The sequence below is a fragment of the Salmonella sp. K21076 genome (assembly GCF_039650795.1).
GTDB lineage: Bacteria > Pseudomonadota > Gammaproteobacteria > Enterobacterales > Enterobacteriaceae > Salmonella > Salmonella enterica.
On record NZ_JBCLYA010000051.1, the window covers coordinates 1 to 16,304 of the forward strand.

15 protein-coding genes, 1 tRNA gene and 4 pseudogenes are annotated in these 16,304 nt (G+C 51.4%); 11 read left to right on the forward strand and 9 right to left on the reverse strand.

Going from position 1 to position 16,304, the window contains the following annotated elements:
- A pseudogene (locus tag AAYN39_RS20750) lies at positions 1 to 91 on the forward strand (hypothetical protein); the annotation flags it as partial.
- Between the two features lie 43 nt (positions 92 to 134).
- Here AAYN39_RS20750 and narP read toward each other — a convergent pair.
- Positions 135 to 782 carry a nitrate/nitrite response regulator protein NarP gene (gene narP, locus AAYN39_RS20755; RefSeq protein ID WP_001115500.1) on the reverse strand — a complete coding sequence of 216 codons (648 nt, stop codon included), beginning with the start codon at positions 780 to 782 and terminating at the stop codon, positions 135 to 137.
- A gap of 729 nt (positions 783 to 1,511) precedes the next feature.
- Between narP and pagL the strand changes: the two are divergent.
- Positions 1,512 to 2,074: pseudogene (gene pagL, locus AAYN39_RS20760) on the forward strand (lipid A 3-O-deacylase PagL).
- A gap of 191 nt (positions 2,075 to 2,265) precedes the next feature.
- On the opposite strand, the gene AAYN39_RS20765 reads toward pagL, so the two are convergent.
- Positions 2,266 to 2,469 carry a virulence protein MsgA gene (locus AAYN39_RS20765; protein ID WP_001653202.1) on the reverse strand — a complete coding sequence of 68 codons (204 nt, stop codon included), beginning with the start codon at positions 2,467 to 2,469 and terminating at the stop codon, positions 2,266 to 2,268.
- Positions 2,470 to 2,497: 28 nt separating this feature from the next.
- Positions 2,498 to 2,656 carry a hypothetical protein gene (locus AAYN39_RS20770; RefSeq protein WP_001749124.1) on the reverse strand — a complete coding sequence of 53 codons (159 nt, stop codon included), beginning with the start codon at positions 2,654 to 2,656 and terminating at the stop codon, positions 2,498 to 2,500.
- Positions 2,657 to 2,771: 115 nt separating this feature from the next.
- Here AAYN39_RS20770 and AAYN39_RS20775 point away from each other — a divergent pair, with 115 nt between their 5' ends.
- The 4 genes and pseudogenes from AAYN39_RS20775 to AAYN39_RS20790 all read left to right on the forward strand — a co-directional run.
- On the forward strand, positions 2,772 to 3,563 hold the full coding sequence (locus AAYN39_RS20775; RefSeq protein ID WP_000624225.1) for a tail fiber protein: 792 nt from the start codon (positions 2,772 to 2,774) through the stop codon (positions 3,561 to 3,563).
- 296 nt (positions 3,564 to 3,859) lie between these two features.
- Positions 3,860 to 4,063, forward strand: a complete 204-nt coding sequence (locus tag AAYN39_RS20780) for a tail protein (protein ID WP_001113462.1) — start codon at positions 3,860 to 3,862, stop codon at positions 4,061 to 4,063.
- Between the two features lie 168 nt (positions 4,064 to 4,231).
- Positions 4,232 to 6,598: an SPI-2 type III secretion system effector E3 ubiquitin transferase SspH2 gene (gene sspH2, locus AAYN39_RS20785; protein ID WP_001115839.1), complete on the forward strand. Its 2,367-nt coding sequence runs from the start codon at positions 4,232 to 4,234 to the stop codon at positions 6,596 to 6,598.
- Between the two features lie 12 nt (positions 6,599 to 6,610).
- Positions 6,611 to 6,908 (forward strand): annotated as a pseudogene (locus tag AAYN39_RS20790) (DUF4113 domain-containing protein); the annotation flags it as partial.
- A 256-nt stretch (positions 6,909 to 7,164) separates the two neighbouring features.
- On the opposite strand, the pseudogene AAYN39_RS20795 reads toward AAYN39_RS20790, so the two are convergent.
- The 4 genes and pseudogenes from AAYN39_RS20795 to AAYN39_RS20810 all read right to left on the reverse strand — a co-directional run.
- Positions 7,165 to 7,263, reverse strand: a pseudogene (locus tag AAYN39_RS20795) (hypothetical protein); the annotation flags it as partial.
- Positions 7,219 to 7,295: transfer RNA gene (locus AAYN39_RS20800), tRNA-Pro, on the reverse strand. The gene AAYN39_RS20800 and the pseudogene AAYN39_RS20795, both read right to left, overlap by 45 nt.
- A 73-nt stretch (positions 7,296 to 7,368) precedes the next feature.
- A complete protein-coding gene (yejM, locus tag AAYN39_RS20805; RefSeq protein ID WP_000256150.1) occupies positions 7,369 to 9,129 on the reverse strand; it encodes an LPS biosynthesis-modulating metalloenzyme YejM in 1,761 nt (586 codons plus the stop codon).
- 31 nt (positions 9,130 to 9,160) lie between these two features.
- Positions 9,161 to 9,388 carry a YejL family protein gene (locus tag AAYN39_RS20810; protein WP_001135904.1) on the reverse strand — a complete coding sequence of 76 codons (228 nt, stop codon included), beginning with the start codon at positions 9,386 to 9,388 and terminating at the stop codon, positions 9,161 to 9,163.
- Positions 9,389 to 9,567: 179 nt separating this feature from the next.
- Here AAYN39_RS20810 and yejK point away from each other — a divergent pair, with 179 nt between their 5' ends.
- Together yejK and AAYN39_RS20820 are read left to right on the forward strand one after the other, a co-directional pair.
- Positions 9,568 to 10,575, forward strand: coding sequence for a nucleoid-associated protein YejK (gene yejK, locus AAYN39_RS20815; protein ID WP_000050806.1), 1,008 nt, complete (start codon positions 9,568 to 9,570; stop codon positions 10,573 to 10,575).
- A gap of 27 nt (positions 10,576 to 10,602) precedes the next feature.
- Positions 10,603 to 11,223: a hypothetical protein gene (locus tag AAYN39_RS20820; RefSeq protein WP_000033434.1), complete on the forward strand. Its 621-nt coding sequence runs from the start codon at positions 10,603 to 10,605 to the stop codon at positions 11,221 to 11,223.
- 108 nt (positions 11,224 to 11,331) lie between these two features.
- On the opposite strand, the gene rplY is transcribed toward AAYN39_RS20820, so the two are convergent.
- Entirely contained in the window at positions 11,332 to 11,616 is a 285-nt protein-coding gene (gene rplY, locus AAYN39_RS20825; RefSeq protein ID WP_000494192.1) for a 50S ribosomal protein L25, read from the reverse strand.
- A gap of 124 nt (positions 11,617 to 11,740) precedes the next feature.
- Positions 11,741 to 13,501: a DEAD/DEAH box helicase gene (locus AAYN39_RS20830; RefSeq protein ID WP_000578121.1), complete on the reverse strand. Its 1,761-nt coding sequence runs from the start codon at positions 13,499 to 13,501 to the stop codon at positions 11,741 to 11,743.
- A 151-nt stretch (positions 13,502 to 13,652) separates the two neighbouring features.
- On the opposite strand from AAYN39_RS20830, the gene rsuA reads away from it, so the two are divergent.
- From rsuA to AAYN39_RS20845, 3 genes are all read left to right on the forward strand, one after another.
- The gene (gene rsuA / locus AAYN39_RS20835; RefSeq protein WP_001234836.1) at positions 13,653 to 14,348 is read left to right on the forward strand and encodes a 16S rRNA pseudouridine(516) synthase RsuA; all 696 of its coding nucleotides are present in this window, start codon (positions 13,653 to 13,655) and stop codon (positions 14,346 to 14,348) included.
- 27 nt (positions 14,349 to 14,375) lie between these two features.
- A complete protein-coding gene (locus tag AAYN39_RS20840) occupies positions 14,376 to 15,566 on the forward strand; it encodes a Bcr/CflA family multidrug efflux MFS transporter (RefSeq protein WP_000213351.1) in 1,191 nt (396 codons plus the stop codon).
- A gap of 390 nt (positions 15,567 to 15,956) precedes the next feature.
- Positions 15,957 to 16,301, forward strand: coding sequence for a YejG family protein (locus AAYN39_RS20845; protein ID WP_001094639.1), 345 nt, complete (start codon positions 15,957 to 15,959; stop codon positions 16,299 to 16,301).
- Positions 16,302 to 16,304 lie beyond the last annotated feature (3 nt).

Consider the following 16,304-nt stretch of genomic DNA (forward strand, 5'->3'; position numbering starts at 1 on the left):
GGCCTGGGAGATGATGCTGAAGCTGCTGCCGGCGGGTGACGCCCGGCGGGCGGTGATAGAGCGCAGTATCCGGCTGGCGCAGGAGAAATAAGACCCTGACGGCCCGGTGGCGTGGCGCCACCGGGCCTGGCTTGTTACTGCATTCCGCGTGTTTGTAAAAATAGAATGGTCGCCGCGACGCGCGAGCGCACGTTTAGCTTGCGAAGTAGATTACGAATGTGCACCTTAACCGTCTGCTCAGAAATATTCAGTACTGACGCAATCTGTTTGTTAGAAAGCCCCTGCGCCAGCTCATGCAAGACATCTAACTCTCGTTCGGTCAGGATACTAAAGGGATCTTCCTGCGCGCCAAACCGTTCACGCTCACGCAGATATTCATTGACCCGATCGCTAAAGACTTTACCGCCGTTAGCGCCTTTGCGAATGGCCTCCAGCAGCACTTCCGGATCGCTATCTTTGAGCAGATAACCGTCGGCGCCGGCGTCGATCAGCGCGTAGATGTCGCTGGCGGAATCCGAGACGGTAAGAATAATAATTTGCGCCGTCACACCATCCCGGCGTAGCGCGTTCAGGGTATCTAACCCGCTCAGACCTTTCATATTCAGATCCAGCAGGATCAGATCGGGCTCAATGCGATTCGCCAGATCGATCGCACTCGCCCCGTCACCCGCTTCGGCAACGACATAAAAAGCCGGGTCCAGTTCCAGTAATTGACGAATACCTCGCCGCATAAGTGGATGGTCGTCCACAATAAGCACCTGAAAAGGTGTTACTTCAGGCATGCTATATCTCCTGAGTTTTATTAGAATGATTATTGTTTTCAGCGCGGAAATCGTCCAGATTTGCCACATTGTCAAGCGCGTAAATTTTACCTTAATTAGTGCATGGGTAAGTAGTAAAACCTGTGACAGGCGAGTCATTAGCTGAACGATAGAAAGGATAAAACAACCTGTTGTGAGAGAAAACAGAATACTCCCTGAAGTTGAATACTGGTCTGGACGCTTTTTTCGGACAATGTGACATAACAGAAGTGTGGCATATGTAGCTGCGCCCTTGCGTCCGTAAGTCCAGACTATCTTTACTGGCAGGAAATTCCTTATTAAAAGTCATAGCGTCTAAAGATTTTCATTATTAACAAATTATTTTAATTGAATTTATTTATGGTTTTATTAATGCCAATGAAATACATCTGAGCAGAACGAATAAACCGCGACATCTGTTAAATTAAATATTAAGTCAATAGCAGAGGTATTTTTATGCGATAAAGAGATTCTGACGATATTCTTATCATAAATGAAAATGTGGTCAGGAATGAGCGTCATTCACTTATAACTTATCCTGGATGTGCCTGAACAACACTCGCGGCGTTTTGAGCACCCGTTGGGGCGACTCAAGGGGAGAACGTAGTGTGGATGCTATATCAGCCGTTTCTGTGAGCGTAAGCGTGGCGTAGAAAATTTTAAATATGTTAGCCGGTTAAAAATAACTATTGACATTGAAATGGTGGTGGAGTGTATATGAAGAGAATATTTATATATCTATTATTACCTTGTGCATTCGCATGTTCTGCTAATGATAATGTTTTTTTGGCAAGGGCAACAAGCATCAGATCTCTTTTGCTGCGGGAGAAAGTATAAGAAGAGGAGGGGTTGAGCACTTATATACGGCTTTTCTGACATACAGTGAACCCAGCGATTTTTTCTTTTTACAGGCAAGAAATAATCTGGAGTTAGGAGGATTTAAGGCTAAGGGTAGCGATGATTGCAGTAAACATTCTGGCAGCGTTCCCTGTAATAAATATAACCAGGGCGTATTGGGTATCTCGAAGGATGTGGCGCTGGTTCATTTCGCTGGTATCTATACCGGTATTGGTCTGGGGGCTTATATAAAATCTAAGTCGCGAGATGATATGCGTGTCAATTCTGCATTTACCTTTGGAGAAAAAGCGTTTCTTGGCTGGAACTTTGGGGCTTTTTCTACAGAAGCTTATATCCGGCATTTCTCGAATGGATCACTTACGGATAAAAATTCAGGGCATAATTTTGTAGGTGCTTCAATTAGTTATAATTTCTGAAGTTGAATAACAATTAGCGAGTTGCTGGCTGAAGGAGTAATTAATCACCGTACGTTGTCTACAAAACGTGTTGTGAATAGCCGATCGTTATCGACCCTATGGCGACAGGGAGGCTAATTGTTAGCGACAAAGGCGTGGTAGGCCGTTTACCTTACCAGAACGTTTTATTATTGCTGCGACAGATTGCTTACTCATTTACCTGCCACTGCAAACATTTTTTCCAGTATAGGGTGTAGATGCGCTTTTTCTGTTTTAGTACAAACATGGTTTACGTTAGTTGCCTGCATTGACTTTACTGTGACCACTGCACAGGAAAGATGTCCAATCAGTTCATGCAAAATCAGTTCATGCAAAATAACGTCTCTGGCATCAGCTAACTTTTTAATTGTAGGCATAAAAAAACCAGCCCTGACAGGCTGGTTTTCAAGGGGAATTTTGGTCGGCAGCTTCATCCGCAGCATCTGCGGAGAGCAGCGCAGGTACGGCGACCACAAAAGCCGGGGAGGCATCAGCCAGCGCGGCGTCGGCTGACACAGCCAGAACGGCGGCAGCCGCCTCGTCATCAGCATCGTAGGCATCCACCCACGCCGCCGCATCTGATACCAGCGCATCACTGGCAGCGCAAAGCAGAGCTGCAGCCGGAGAATCGGCAACCAGAGCCGAAGAGGCCGCGAAACGGGCCGAGGATATCGCAGACGTGATTTCCCTGGAAGATGCAAGCCTGACGAAAAAAGGTATCGTTAAATTAAGCAGTGCCACGGACAGTGACAGCGAAGCGCTGGCGGCCACACCAAAGGCGGTAAAAACCGTTATGGGTGAGGTACGGACCAAAGCGCCGCTGGACAGCCCGGCATTCACTGGAACGCCGACCACACCGACGCCGCCAGGCGATGCTAAAGGGCTTCAGACAACAAACGCGGAGTTTGTCCGCAAACTGATTGCCGCGCTGGTTGGTTCCGTACTGGAGCCACTGGACACCCTGCAGGAACTGGCTGACGCGTTGGGAAATGATCCGAACTTTGCCACCACGGTACTGAATAAACTGGCGGGCAAGCAGCCGCTGGACGAAACCCTGACGGCGCTGTCAGGAAAAAGCGTTGACGGTCTTATCGAATACGTTGGTTTGCGAGAAACCATAAGTCGTGCCGCCGATGCATTACAAAAATCACAGAATGGCGGCGATATTCCGGACAAGGATTTGTTTGTGCGTCGTATCGGTGCCGCGCGAGCGTTTGATGGCGCAGTTATTATCGGCTGTGATGATAATCCGTGGACGACGGCGGAGTTTATCGTCTGGCTGGAGTCTCAGGGCGCATTCAATCACCCTTACTGGATGTGTCGTGGCTCCTGGTCTTACGCTTATAACAAAATCATCACGGATACTGGCTGCGGTAATATCTGTCTCGCTGGCGCAGTGATTGAGGTAATGGGAGTGCGTGGCGCGATGACTATTCGGGTGACAACGTCCCATTCAGTATCTGGTTGGTGATACGTGGGTGACAGCCCCAAGTGTATAAGAAGGAATAATTATGACAGCGGAAAAAAAATAAAAAGAACAAACAGTTTTTAAATATTAAAAATTTCATTCCGTATGCACCGGAACCAGATGACACATTATTCGCCGATGCGGCGTATCTTAAATCAGAGGATGGTCAGGACTGGTATGGGTGCCAGCAATTATTTTCAGCAGACACGCTGAAAATTACCTACGACGATAACGATGTTATTACGTGTATTACGCGTGATGTTTCCGGGCTGTGGCCTGCTGGCCAGAGCGTTGCAGAGTTGCCTGATACGGATGAAAACCGTCGCGCTGATATTCATGCTGCTGGCAGTTTAAAGACGGTAAAGTCGTTCAAAGGGTTTATTCGCCGGAAGAGCTGCGCAGGCAGGCAGAATCGAAAATTGAACGCCCGGGCGTTGATACCGGATGATCTGGTCATCGTGGAAAGCGACCCTGAAAAAATCGACACTTTAGCTGTAAAATGACAGTCCCGCCATCCGGTCATCATAACGGATTTTTCTTCTGCACCTTCTGAAGCCCGCCATGTCAGGACGACCATGAATCCGCCGATAACCTTATTGTGAAATTAAGACCAGGAAGAGATGATGTCTGCCGGACAGATACTATATGTAAATTTATAAAGGTTTTTTGTTATGCCCTTTCATATTGGAAGCGGATGTCTTCCCGCCACCATCAGTAATCGCCGCATTTATCGTATTGCCTGGTCTGATACCCCCCCTGAAATGAGTTCCTGGGAAAAAATGAAGGAATTTTTTTGCTCAACGCACCAGACTGAAGCGCTGGAGTGCATCTGGACGATTTGTCACCCGCCGGCCGGAACGACGCGGGAGGATGTGATCAACAGATTTGAACTGCTCAGGACGCTCGCGTATGCCGGATGGGAGGAAAGCATTCATTCCGGCCAGCACGGGGAAAATTACTTCTGTATTCTGGATGAAGACAGTCAGGAGATATTGTCAGTCACCCTTGATGATGCCGGGAACTATACCGTAAATTGCCAGGGGTACAGTGAAACACATCGCCTCACCCTGGACACAGCACAGGGTGAGGAGGGCACAGGACACGCGGAAGGGGCATCCGGGACATTCAGGACATCCTTCCTCCCTGCCACAACGGCTCCACAGACGCCAGCAGAGTATGATGCTGTCTGGTCAGCGTGGAGAAGGGCTGCACCCGCAGAAGAGTCACGCGGCCGTGCAGCAGCGGTACAGAAAATGCGTGCCTGCCTGAATAATGGCAATGCAGTGCTTAACGTGGGAGAATCAGGTCTTACCACCTTGCCAGACTGTTTACCCGCGCATATTACCACACTGGTTATTCCTGATAATAATCTGACCAGCCTGCCGGCGCTGCCGCCAGAACTGCGGACGCTGGAGGTCTCTGGTAACCAGCTGACTAGCCTGCCGGTGCTGCCGCCAGGACTACTGGAACTGTCGATCTTTAGTAACCCGCTGACCCACCTGCCGGCGCTGCCGTCAGGACTATGTAAGCTGTGGATCTTTGGTAATCAACTGACCAGCCTGCCGGTGTTGCCGCCAGGGCTACAGGAGCTGTCGGTATCTGATAACCAACTGGCCAGCCTGCCGGCGCTGCCGTCAGAATTATGTAAGCTGTGGGCCTATAATAACCAGCTGACCAGCCTGCCGACGTTGCCGTCAGGGCTACAGGAGCTGTCGGTATCTGATAACCAACTGGCCAGCTTGCCGACGCTGCCGTCAGAATTATATAAGCTGTGGGCCTATAATAATCGGCTGACCAGCCTGCCGGCGTTGCCGTCAGGACTGAAGGAGCTGATTGTATCTGGTAACCGGCTGACCAGTCTGCCGGTGCTGCCGTCAGAACTGAAGGAGCTGATGGTATCTGGTAACCGGCTGACCAGCCTGCCGATGCTGCCGTCAGGACTACTGTCGCTGTCGGTCTATCGTAACCAGCTGACCCGCCTGCCGGAAAGTCTCATTCATCTGTCTTCAGAGACAACCGTAAATCTGGAAGGGAACCCACTGTCTGAACGTACTTTGCAGGCGCTGCGGGAGATCACCAGCGCGCCTGGCTATTCAGGCCCCATAATACGATTCGATATGGCGGGAGCCTCCGCCCCCCGGGAAACTCGGGCACTGCACCTGGCGGCCGCTGACTGGCTGGTGCCTGCCCGGGAGGGGGAACCGGCTCCTGCAGACAGATGGCATATGTTCGGACAGGAAGATAACGCCGACGCCTTCAGCCTCTTCCTGGACAGACTGAGTGAGACGGAAAACTTCATAAAGGACGCGGGGTTTAAGGCACAGATATCGTCCTGGCTGGCACAACTGGCTGAAGATGAGGCGTTGAGAGCAAACACCTTTGCTATGGCAACAGAGGCAACCTCAAGCTGCGAGGACCGGGTCACATTTTTTTTGCACCAGATGAAGAACGTACAGCTGGTACATAATGCAGAAAAAGGGCAATACGATAACGATCTCGCGGCGCTGGTTGCCACGGGGCGTGAGATGTTCCGTCTGGGAAAACTGGAACAGATTGCCCGGGAAAAGGTCAGAACGCTGGCTCTCGTTGATGAAATTGAGGTCTGGCTGGCGTATCAGAATAAGCTGAAGAAATCACTCGGGCTGACCAGCGTGACGTCAGAAATGCGTTTCTTTGACGTATCCGGCGTGACGGTTACAGACCTTCAGGACGCGGAGCTTCAGGTGAAAGCCGCTGAAAAAAGCGAGTTCAGGGAGTGGATACTGCAGTGGGGGCCGTTACACAGAGTGCTGGAGCGCAAAGCGCCGAAACGCGTTAACGCGCTTCGTGAAAAGCAAATATCGGATTATGAGGAAACGTACCGGATGCTGTCTGACACAGAGCTGAGACCGTCTGGGCTGGTCGGTAATACCGATGCAGAGCGCACTATCGGAGCAAGAGCGATGGAGAGCGCGAAAAAGACATTTTTGGATGGCCTGCGACCTCTTGTGGAGGAGATGCTGGGGAGCTATCTGAACGTTCAGTGGCGTCGTAACTGATGCACCAGGTGAATGAGGTGCGGTGCGACAAAGATATTCCCGGACGAACAACATCAGACAGTACGGATGATGTACAGGTGAAATAGGGGAGACTTCTTCAGTCAGGGCGCGGCGCAACTTTTTCGATGATAACGCGCCGCGCGCCGGTAGCGAGAAGCCGATGGAAGTACTGGATCACCTGAATGCAAAGAAGGGCAGGGGAAAGCTGTACTTTGCCGGGGAGGGTATCCAGCAACAGTGGGCTATGAAGAGAAACATACTGTCATCCCGATATACCACCCGCTATGAAGACCTGCTTCAGGTTAAGTGACAGGTTTACCCTGATTTTCAAATTTCTGATGTGATGGTGTGCCGCAGCCACATTGTATGCAAGAACGGGCTGCGGCAAACTGGCGATCGTTCGATAGTGCGTGTATTGAATAGTTACCAGTCGTGGCGGATTCTACTGGTTAAGGATGACTAATCAATGTATTTAAGTCATCTGTTCAACTTTTCGCGTTGGAGGGAGCTTGAAGTCAATTTGCAGTGACCTTCGATAGCTATTTCACCATCATTTCACCATTTGCAAATTGGATATATAAAAAAACCAGCCCTGGCAGGCTGGCTTTTAAGGGGAATTTTGGTCGGCACGAGAGGATTTGAACCTCCGACCCCCGACACCCCATGACGGTGCGCTACCAGGCTGCGCTACGTGCCGACTTGTGGGTGCTAATACTACCTCTTTCCAACGCGAATGCAAGGGGAAACGGTGCTAACTGATTTATAATTAATCAGTTAGCGATAAAACGTTTCTCTTCTGTTAGCACTTGCAGCAGCAGACTGAGCTGCGGCTTCTGATCTTTGATCTTCTCGCCGTGTAAGTCATAGGTCTGATAATGACCGTTATTATTGAGCACCAGGGTCATTTGCGGCGTCGTGATTGCCAGCGTACTGCCGTCTGCCGCCGTTACCCAGTTATGACGACGTGGAACGGTAAAGATGTCCTGGCCCTGTGAATATTCGTTCGCTGGCGTGCTGACATGTAACAGGCGTTGCATCAACGTGGTCATCACATCGGTATGATCGGTAAGCACATTAATACGCTGCGCAGGCGTCCCCGGCCAGTGGATCACCAGCGGTACTTGCAGATGACCTTGCGACCAGTCGAAGCGATTTTCTTCCGGCGTCAACGGTATGCCGCGTCCTGCGGTAATGATCACGACAGTATTGTCGAATTTACCGGCCTCTCGCAGCGCGTTCAGAACCCGATTGATTTGCGCATCCACGTCGCTGGCGGCACTGGCGTAACGCTTAACAAAATTTTTCTGGTTACTGTCATCAATGTTAGTACCGTTAAACGATATCCATGAGAACCAGCGGTTATCTTCCTGTGCGTAGCGCCCAAGCCAGTCTATCCACTGGCTGGCCGTTTGCGCATCAGACTGCGTTTGCGCTGCCGGCATCGAGAAATCGGACAGTAATGCCTGACGATAAAGCGGGCTGGCGAAGCCATCCGAAGAAAACAGTCCCAGTTGGTAGCCTTGCTGATTCAACGCGGTAATGAGCGCCGCAGGCGTTCTGGTGGATAACACGCCATCCATATAGCCTGGCGATATGCCATAGAACAGGCCGAAAATACCGTTATCAGTGGTATTCCCTGAACTCATATGACGGGTGAAGTCGATGTTTTGCTCGGCAAATGTAGCCAGCTCCGGCATCTGCTTCTCAAAGCGAGAATAGTTCAGGCCGTCTACGGTAATGAGCAGCACATTCTGACCGGTGCCCATATCGCGATAGTGCAAATTGCTGAGCGGGTACTGAACGGAGACCGCTTCCGGATTGCCTTGCTCTACCAGACGGCGCTGATATTCCTGCGCATCCAGCAGACCGTGTTTTTCAAGAAAACGTCGCGCCGTCATCGGATAAGAGAGCGGCAGGTTTGCCCGCTGCATGGTAATCGGCCGGTAAAAATTAGCGTCTGCCCAGATGTAGATAAGATGCGATGCGATAAAGGAGACGAAAAAGAATGCCGCAAGCGGCCTTGCGAAATGGCGGCGGCGCGTGAGACTGCGCAGCTTTTGCCAACTCCATGTCGCAAATAGCATCTCAATCAATAAGATAACTGGCACGCTAATAAACATAAGCTGCCAGTCGCGCGCCATTTCGTTCTGGTCAGGGTTGATGACCAGTTCCCAGACAATGGGGTTAAGATGCAGGTGAAAACGGGTAAAGACTTCGCTGTCGATAAGCAACAACGTCATACCCGCGGTCGCCAGAATGGCTGATAAAAACCGCATCAGCCGCTGGGACATCACGATAAACGTGAGCGGAAAAAGAATAAGCAAATAGGTGGCGAACACCAGAAAGCTAAAGTGCCCGACAATGCTCAGGTAGGAGTATATGCGACCCGCAAGCGTTGTCGGCCAGTCGGCGACAAACAGGTAACGGCTGCCGAGCAACGTAGCCAACAGTATATTGAACAGAGCGAACCAGTGCCCCCAGCTAACCATCTGGGAGACTTTTTCACGGTAGCGCTGACGATGAGTTACCATACCTGTCGCTTGTTTCTCCGGAGTCGGCTTTTTAGTGCGCGTTGTCTTCGCTAATCGAAGACTGCAAGGCGCGGGCAAAAGAGTTCGCAATCGCCTGGCGTTGAGCCGGCGCCACGCTGGTGTTGATAAGGTTGGTGACCATATTTCCCAGTACCATCAGGGAAAGATCGGTCGGCGCCTTATGTTTTTCCAGTACACTGAGCAGTTCGCTCAGCAGTTGTTCAACATGTTCATCACTATAGCGGGAGAGTTGTGGCATAAATCAAAATCTGTTTGTTCATGAAAGGGCAACATATTACCGTAGCAACAGTTTTTTTTCTGCATTTTTATCCCCTAAATCATTCGCGTTACGGATAACGCCTGAAATGACAGGGCGATTGCTTGCGTCTTCCGGCAGGCGGTGGTTGAATACCGCCCGGTCTTAAAGGAGAGTTTATCATGAGTCTGGATATCAACCAGATTGCCCTGCACCAGCTTATCAAGCGCGATGAGCAAAATCTTGAGCTGGTCTTGCGCGATTCATTGCTGGAGCCGACAACCACCGTTGTCGAGATGGTGGCTGAACTGCATCGGGTCTATAGCGCCAAGAATAAGGCGTATGGCCTGTTTAATGAAGAGAGTGAACTGGCGCAAGCGCTGCGGTTGCAACGTCAGGGGGAAGAAGATTTTCTTGCCTTTAGCCGGGCGGCGACCGGACGCCTGCGTGACGAACTGGCGAAATATCCCTTTGCGGACGGCGGCATTGTATTGTTCTGCCATTATCGTTACCTGGCGGTGGAGTATCTGCTGGTTACGGTACTGAACAACCTGAGCAGTATGCGGGTCAATGAAAATCTGGACATTAACCCGACGCATTATCTTGATATCAACCATGCGGATATCGTGGCGCGTATCGATCTTACCGAGTGGGAAACTAATCCGCAATCGACCCGCTACCTGACGTTCCTGAAAGGTCGGGTAGGGCGCAAGGTCGCTGACTTCTTTATGGATTTCCTCGGCGCCAGCGAAGGGTTGAACGCCAAAGCGCAGAATCGCGGCCTGTTGCAGGCAGTGGATGATTTCACCGCAGAAGCGCAGTTGGATAAAGCAGAACGTCAGAACGTGCGTCAGCAGGTGTACAGCTACTGCAACGAGCAGTTACAAGCCGGGGAAGAGATTGAGCTGGAATCGCTGTCTAAAGAGCTTTCCGGCGTCAGTGAAGTCAGCTTCAGCGAATTTACCGCCGAAAAAGGCTATGAGCTGGAAGAGAGCTTCCCGGCAGATCGCAGTACGCTACGCCAGTTAACCAAATATGCCGGCAGCGGCGGCGGGTTAACGATTAACTTTGATGCGATGCTACTGGGCGAGCGGATTTTCTGGGACCCGGCGACCGATACCCTGACTATCAAAGGGACGCCGCCGAATTTGCGCGATCAGTTGCAGCGACGCACGTCGGGCGGGAAATAAAGGCATACGACATAAAAGGACGCCGTAGTGAGTAAAGGAATACGTCAGAGGCCGCCTGTTAATTTCAGTTTATTTCGGCAGGTTTTGTATGCGCACATTGTCGCATTTTTGATGATGTTGATGCTCGGCATGGTGTTCACCGTTCTCTCGTTGGTACTGTTTTATACTTATGGCGCCAACTGGTTACTGAGCTTGTTCATATGCCCGCTGTTCTTGTTAAGTGGTTTATTCATTACTGGATTTGCTTTTAAATCAACCTGGTCCAGCATACGTTACTATTACGACAAGGGGCAGTTGAAACGGTATGGACTCAATCTTGATGCAACTTTGACGCATAAAGAGAAGGTGGAAATACGCATCGATAATGCAAAGCGTCAAGTGCGTGTAGATGAACTGGAACTCCATGTCTTATTTGATTTTCAGTTTGATAGCAAGACATGGAGCTGCGGCGACTTACTGACCAATGAAAAGGTATTTGATGCGTTGAATGATGGGCAAACGATACCAATACGAATTTTGCCATGGAAACCGGAAAGTGCCAGCGTTCGTCAACGGGCATTATTCAATCGGCTTAAAGGTATGAATACCGCGGCGGAAACTACAGATCCTCGATTAGGGGAGGCGCTAATTGAATGTGGCGAGGTGTAAGAAAGCAGAAAAGCAAAGTGGGTTCTCGTTGCTCTGCATGTCGTCAAATTCAATTAAACGCATAAAAAAACCCCGCCGGGGCGGGGTTTTTCTTCAACTTCCAGGCGATTACGCGCGAACGAAGTCGATGTGAGTCAGCTTCGGTTTGTAAGCGTGACGCTGTACAGCCTGAGCTTTAACTTTTACTTCTTTACCGTCAACAACGAGGGTCAGAACTTCGCTGTAGAATTCAGCTTTAGCTTGCATGTTCATCACCTGGTCGTGGTCCAGTTCGATAGCAATCGGGGCTTCAGAACCGCCGTAGATGATTGCCGGGAACTTGTTAGCGGCGCGCAGGCGGCGGCTCGCACCCTTACCCTGCTCTTTACGTACTTCTGCGTTGATAGTAAACATTTAAATCTCTCTTTAATAATTCCTGCTACAGGCGACCCAGCAACAGGTAAGTGATCTGCTTTGCGTATGCAAAGGCGGGCGGGATTCTATACTCAAATCGCCGTTACATCAATGAAAAGTACAATTAACCACGTAATTCGTGCGCCCGGCGGAAGCGGCCTTCATAGTCGAACACTTTTTCACGCACCTGCCAGTACTGGCCTTTCATCCGCGCGACCACAAAATCGGGATGCCGCAACAGCGCCTGCTGCGCGACAATATCCGCCGCCGTGATCCAGCGTAAAGGAACGCCGGGCGTGCGCGTATGCGGGCGAATAAATAGCTGTTCGAAAGCGGTACGCTGGGCGGGCGTGTGCAAGCGGAAGCGCTCACTGACATCCGCGCCGTCCTCGTCATAGTAAGTGATTTTCAGCCATTCGCCTTTCTCATCCTGCCCATGCTGCATCGTCATTCCGCTACAGCGCAGGACTAACGCATCCTTGAGCCTGAGCGCCGCTTTTAACATATCGTCCGGGTCGACCAGAATGGCGTCACATTCCCGGCAGCGTCGGGCGGCAATATCGTTTTCGGCATTACACTGCGGGCAGTTTTTGAAGCGAAAGCGAAAATCGCACTGCTCGCGATGGCCGTCGTCATCCTCAAACCAGCCCTGGCAGCGACGGCCAAAGTGTTCAATCAGCGTGCCGTCGGCAGTGGTTTTCCCCCAGAAGGTGTTGGCAAAGCCGCAGGCCGGGCAAAATACCTGGACAGGGACGTTATCGCTTTTTCCCTTCGGGCTACCGACCTCCGGGGCATACAGGTCGTGCGGGTTGCCTGCGTAATCAAGAATCAGGCAATCGGTCTTTCCCGGCGCAAGGCGCAGACCACGCCCGACAATTTGTTGGTAAAGACTAACTGACTCCGTGGGACGTAGAATCGCGATGAGATCAACGTGTGGGGCGTCAAAGCCGGTGGTCAGTACCGAGACGTTAACCAGATAGCGAAAACGCTGCGCCTTGAAATTATCAATCAGCGCGTCGCGCTCGGGCCCTGGCGTATCGCCGGTAATCAGCGCCGCGTCGTCCGCCGGAAGCAGACCGACAATCTCTTTCGCATGTTCGACCGTGGCGGCGAAAATCATCACGCCTTTGCGCGTTTGCGCAAATTCCATAATCTGGCTGATGATGTGCGGCGTAATCCGCTGCTGCTTTTTCAGCTCGCGGTTCAGGTCGGCTTCGCTGAACAGCCCATTGCTTTGGGCCTGCAGGCGGCTGAAATCGTATTGGACCACTGGCATATCAAGCCGCTCAGGCGGCGTCAGATAGCCGTGTTTAATCATATAGCGCAGCGGCAGTTCATAAATACAGTCGCGAAACAGAGCGTTGTCGTTGCCGCGCACCATACCGTGATAATGAAATTGATAAATCCAGCCTTTTCCGAGGCGAAAAGGCGTGGCGGTGAGTCCAAGCAGACGTAAGTGAGGATTAACTTTACTCAGGTGAGTGAGGATTTGCTGATACTGACTGTCTTCATCGTCACCGATGCGGTGGCATTCATCGACAATCAACAGCGAAAACTCCTCCTGGAAGGCGTCAAGATTACGCGCCACCGACTGTACGCTGCCGAACACGACTTTGCCCTGACTCTCTTTACGTTTGAGTCCGGCGGCGAAAATATCCGCTTCCAGCCCCAGCGCGCAATATTTGGCGTGGTTCTGCGCGACCAGCTCTTTCACATGCGCCAGCACCAGTACCCGTCCGCGGGCGACGCGCGCCAGTTCGGCGATCACCAGGCTTTTACCTGCGCCGGTCGGCAGAACAATCACGGCGGGCGTACGGTGGCGGCGAAAGTGGCTGAGCGTGGCGTCTACGGCTTCTTGCTGGTAGGGGCGGAGTGTAAAAATCATGGTCTCACTACGTTAAACGGTTCCGGGAATAGTATGCCATGAATCATTTCCCTTGAGGGATATAGTTAGCCCGCTATACTGAGCGGATAGCAATTCCCTTTTTTCGGGTAGAATGCCCGATTTCCGTATTATTACAGGCTAAATCACACACATGCGACTTGATAAATTTATCGCTCAGCAGCTTGGCGTCAGCCGCGCTATTGCCGGGCGTGAAATTCGTGGTAACCGCGTTACCGTCGATGGCGACATCATTAAAAATGCGGCCTTCAAACTGCTCCCGGAACATGCGGTTGCGTATGACGGCAATCCCTTAGCGCAGCAACACGGGCCACGCTATTTTATGCTTAACAAGCCGCAGGGATACGTTTGTTCAACCGATGATCCCGATCATCCAACGGTGCTGTATTTCCTGGATGAGCCGGTGGCGTATAAGCTGCATGCCGCAGGACGTCTGGATATCGATACTACCGGTCTGGTGTTAATGACAGATGACGGTCAGTGGTCGCACCGCATTACGTCGCCGCGCCATCACTGTGAAAAAACCTATCTGGTGACCCTGGAGTCGCCGGTGGCCGACGATACGGCAGCGCAATTTGCGAAAGGCGTGCAGTTGCATAATGAAAAAGATCTCACTAAACCCGCTACGCTGGAGGTGATAACACCTGTGCAGGTCCGTCTGACCATCAGCGAAGGCCGTTATCATCAGGTGAAGCGGATGTTTGCCGCAGTAGGCAATCGCGTTGTGGAACTGCACCGCGAACGGATTGGCGCCATTACGCTGGATGAGAATCTGGCTCCCGGCGAGTACCGCCCGTTGACTGAAGAAGAAATCGCCAGCGTCGGCTAACTATCTCGTTAAATTCAGGAGTTCGATGTGACCACCCGGCAGCACTCTTCCTTTGCCATTGTCTTTATTCTTGGCCTGTTGGCCATGTTAATGCCGCTGTCGATTGATATGTATCTTCCAGCGCTGCCGGTGATTTCTGCGCAATTCGGCGTGCCTGCCGGTAGCGCGCAGATGACGCTCAGCACCTATATTCTGGGGTTTGCGCTGGGTCAGCTTATCTATGGACCGATGGCGGATAGCCTCGGGCGTAAGCCGGTCATCCTGGGCGGGACGCTGGTATTTGCCGCTGCGGCGGTCGCCTGTGCGTTGGCGCAGACTATCGATCAACTGATCGTGATGCGTTTCTTTCACGGTTTGGTGGCTGCGGCGGCAAGCGTCGTCATCAATGCGCTGATGCGGGATATTTATCCAAAGGAAGAGTTTTCGCGCATGATGTCATTTGTCATGCTGGTCACTACGATAGCGCCGTTAATGGCGCCCATTGTTGGCGGCTGGGTGTTGGTATGGTTAAGCTGGCACTATATCTTCTGGATACTGGCTATTGCGGCGATTCTGGCGTCAGTCATGATCTTTGCTTTGATTAAAGAGACGCTGCCCGTTGAGCGGCGTCAGCCTTTTCATATTCGTACCACAATAGGTAACTTTGCCGCGTTGTTTCGCCACAAACGCGTACTGAGCTATATGCTGGCGAGCGGGTTCAGTTTTGCCGGTATGTTCTCTTTTTTGAGCGCGGGGCCGTTTGTCTATATCGAAATTAATCATGTTCCGCCGCAGGATTTCGGCTACTACTTCGCGTTGAACATCGTATTTCTGTTTGTGATGACGATTATCAACAGCCGTTTTGTCAGACGGGTAGGGGCGCTAAACATGTTTCGGGCCGGGCTATGGATTCAGTTTGCGATGGCGGTGTGGATGGTTTTCAGCGCGCTGATGGGCATTGGATTCTGGGCGCTGGTGGTTGGCGTTGCGGCGTTTGTCGGCTGTGTGTCGATGGTTTCGTCCAATGCGATGGCGGTCATTTTGGATGAGTTTCCGCATATGGCCGGAACGGCGTCTTCGTTGGCGGGCACTTTCCGCTTTGGTATTGGCGCTATCGTCGGCGCGTTGCTGTCGCTGGCTACCTTTAACAGTGCGTGGCCGATGATCTGGTCGATTGCGCTTTGCGCCGCCTGTTCCATTCTGTTTTATCTCTACGCCAGCCGTCCCAAAAAACGGTGACGGGCGCGGTGTCCCTCAATGGCGCCGAAGAATGCGCAGGCGGCGTTGGGGGGCGCTATCCGCTACACGATGGCAAAGCCAAACGGCTTTCATAGTTGATGTATATCAATTACCAATTCATCATTTTCCTCCTTTATGTTTATTTTATGTAAAATCCATTTATGTAAAAAGTCACATCATTGTAGTTAAAAAGGTTGAGTTAGATCGCAGAAACGGGTACATATAGCCCGCCGCTATCTCCGCGTCGGTAAAACTATTTTAACTCCCGCTTGCTGTAGAGCCACTGACGGAGAGAAGGGCGTTAGCAATCTGTTTAAGGACGGGTTGTCAATGATGTGTTAATATAAATGTAAGTAAATTGTGAAATAATTGTGCTTCCGGGGAAAGAAAGTGAATACATTACAGCTCTCAATTGTTCACCGTCTGCCGCAAAACTATCGCTGGTCGGCGGGTTTTGCGGGGTCAAAGGTTGAACCGATTCCGCAAAACGGGCAGAGCACCGAGAATAGTCTGGTGGCGCTTAAACTGTTGAGTCCGGCAGGCGATAGCGCGTGGTCAGTGATGCATAAGCTCAGCCAGGCGCTAAGCGATATTGAAGTTCCTTGCTCCGTGCTGGAGTGCGAAGGGGAACCGTGCCTGTTCGTTAATCGTCAGGATGAGTTTGCCGCCACCTGTCGGCTGAAAAATTTCGGCGTGGCGATAGCGGAACCTTTTTCTAACAATAATCCTTTTTAGGCG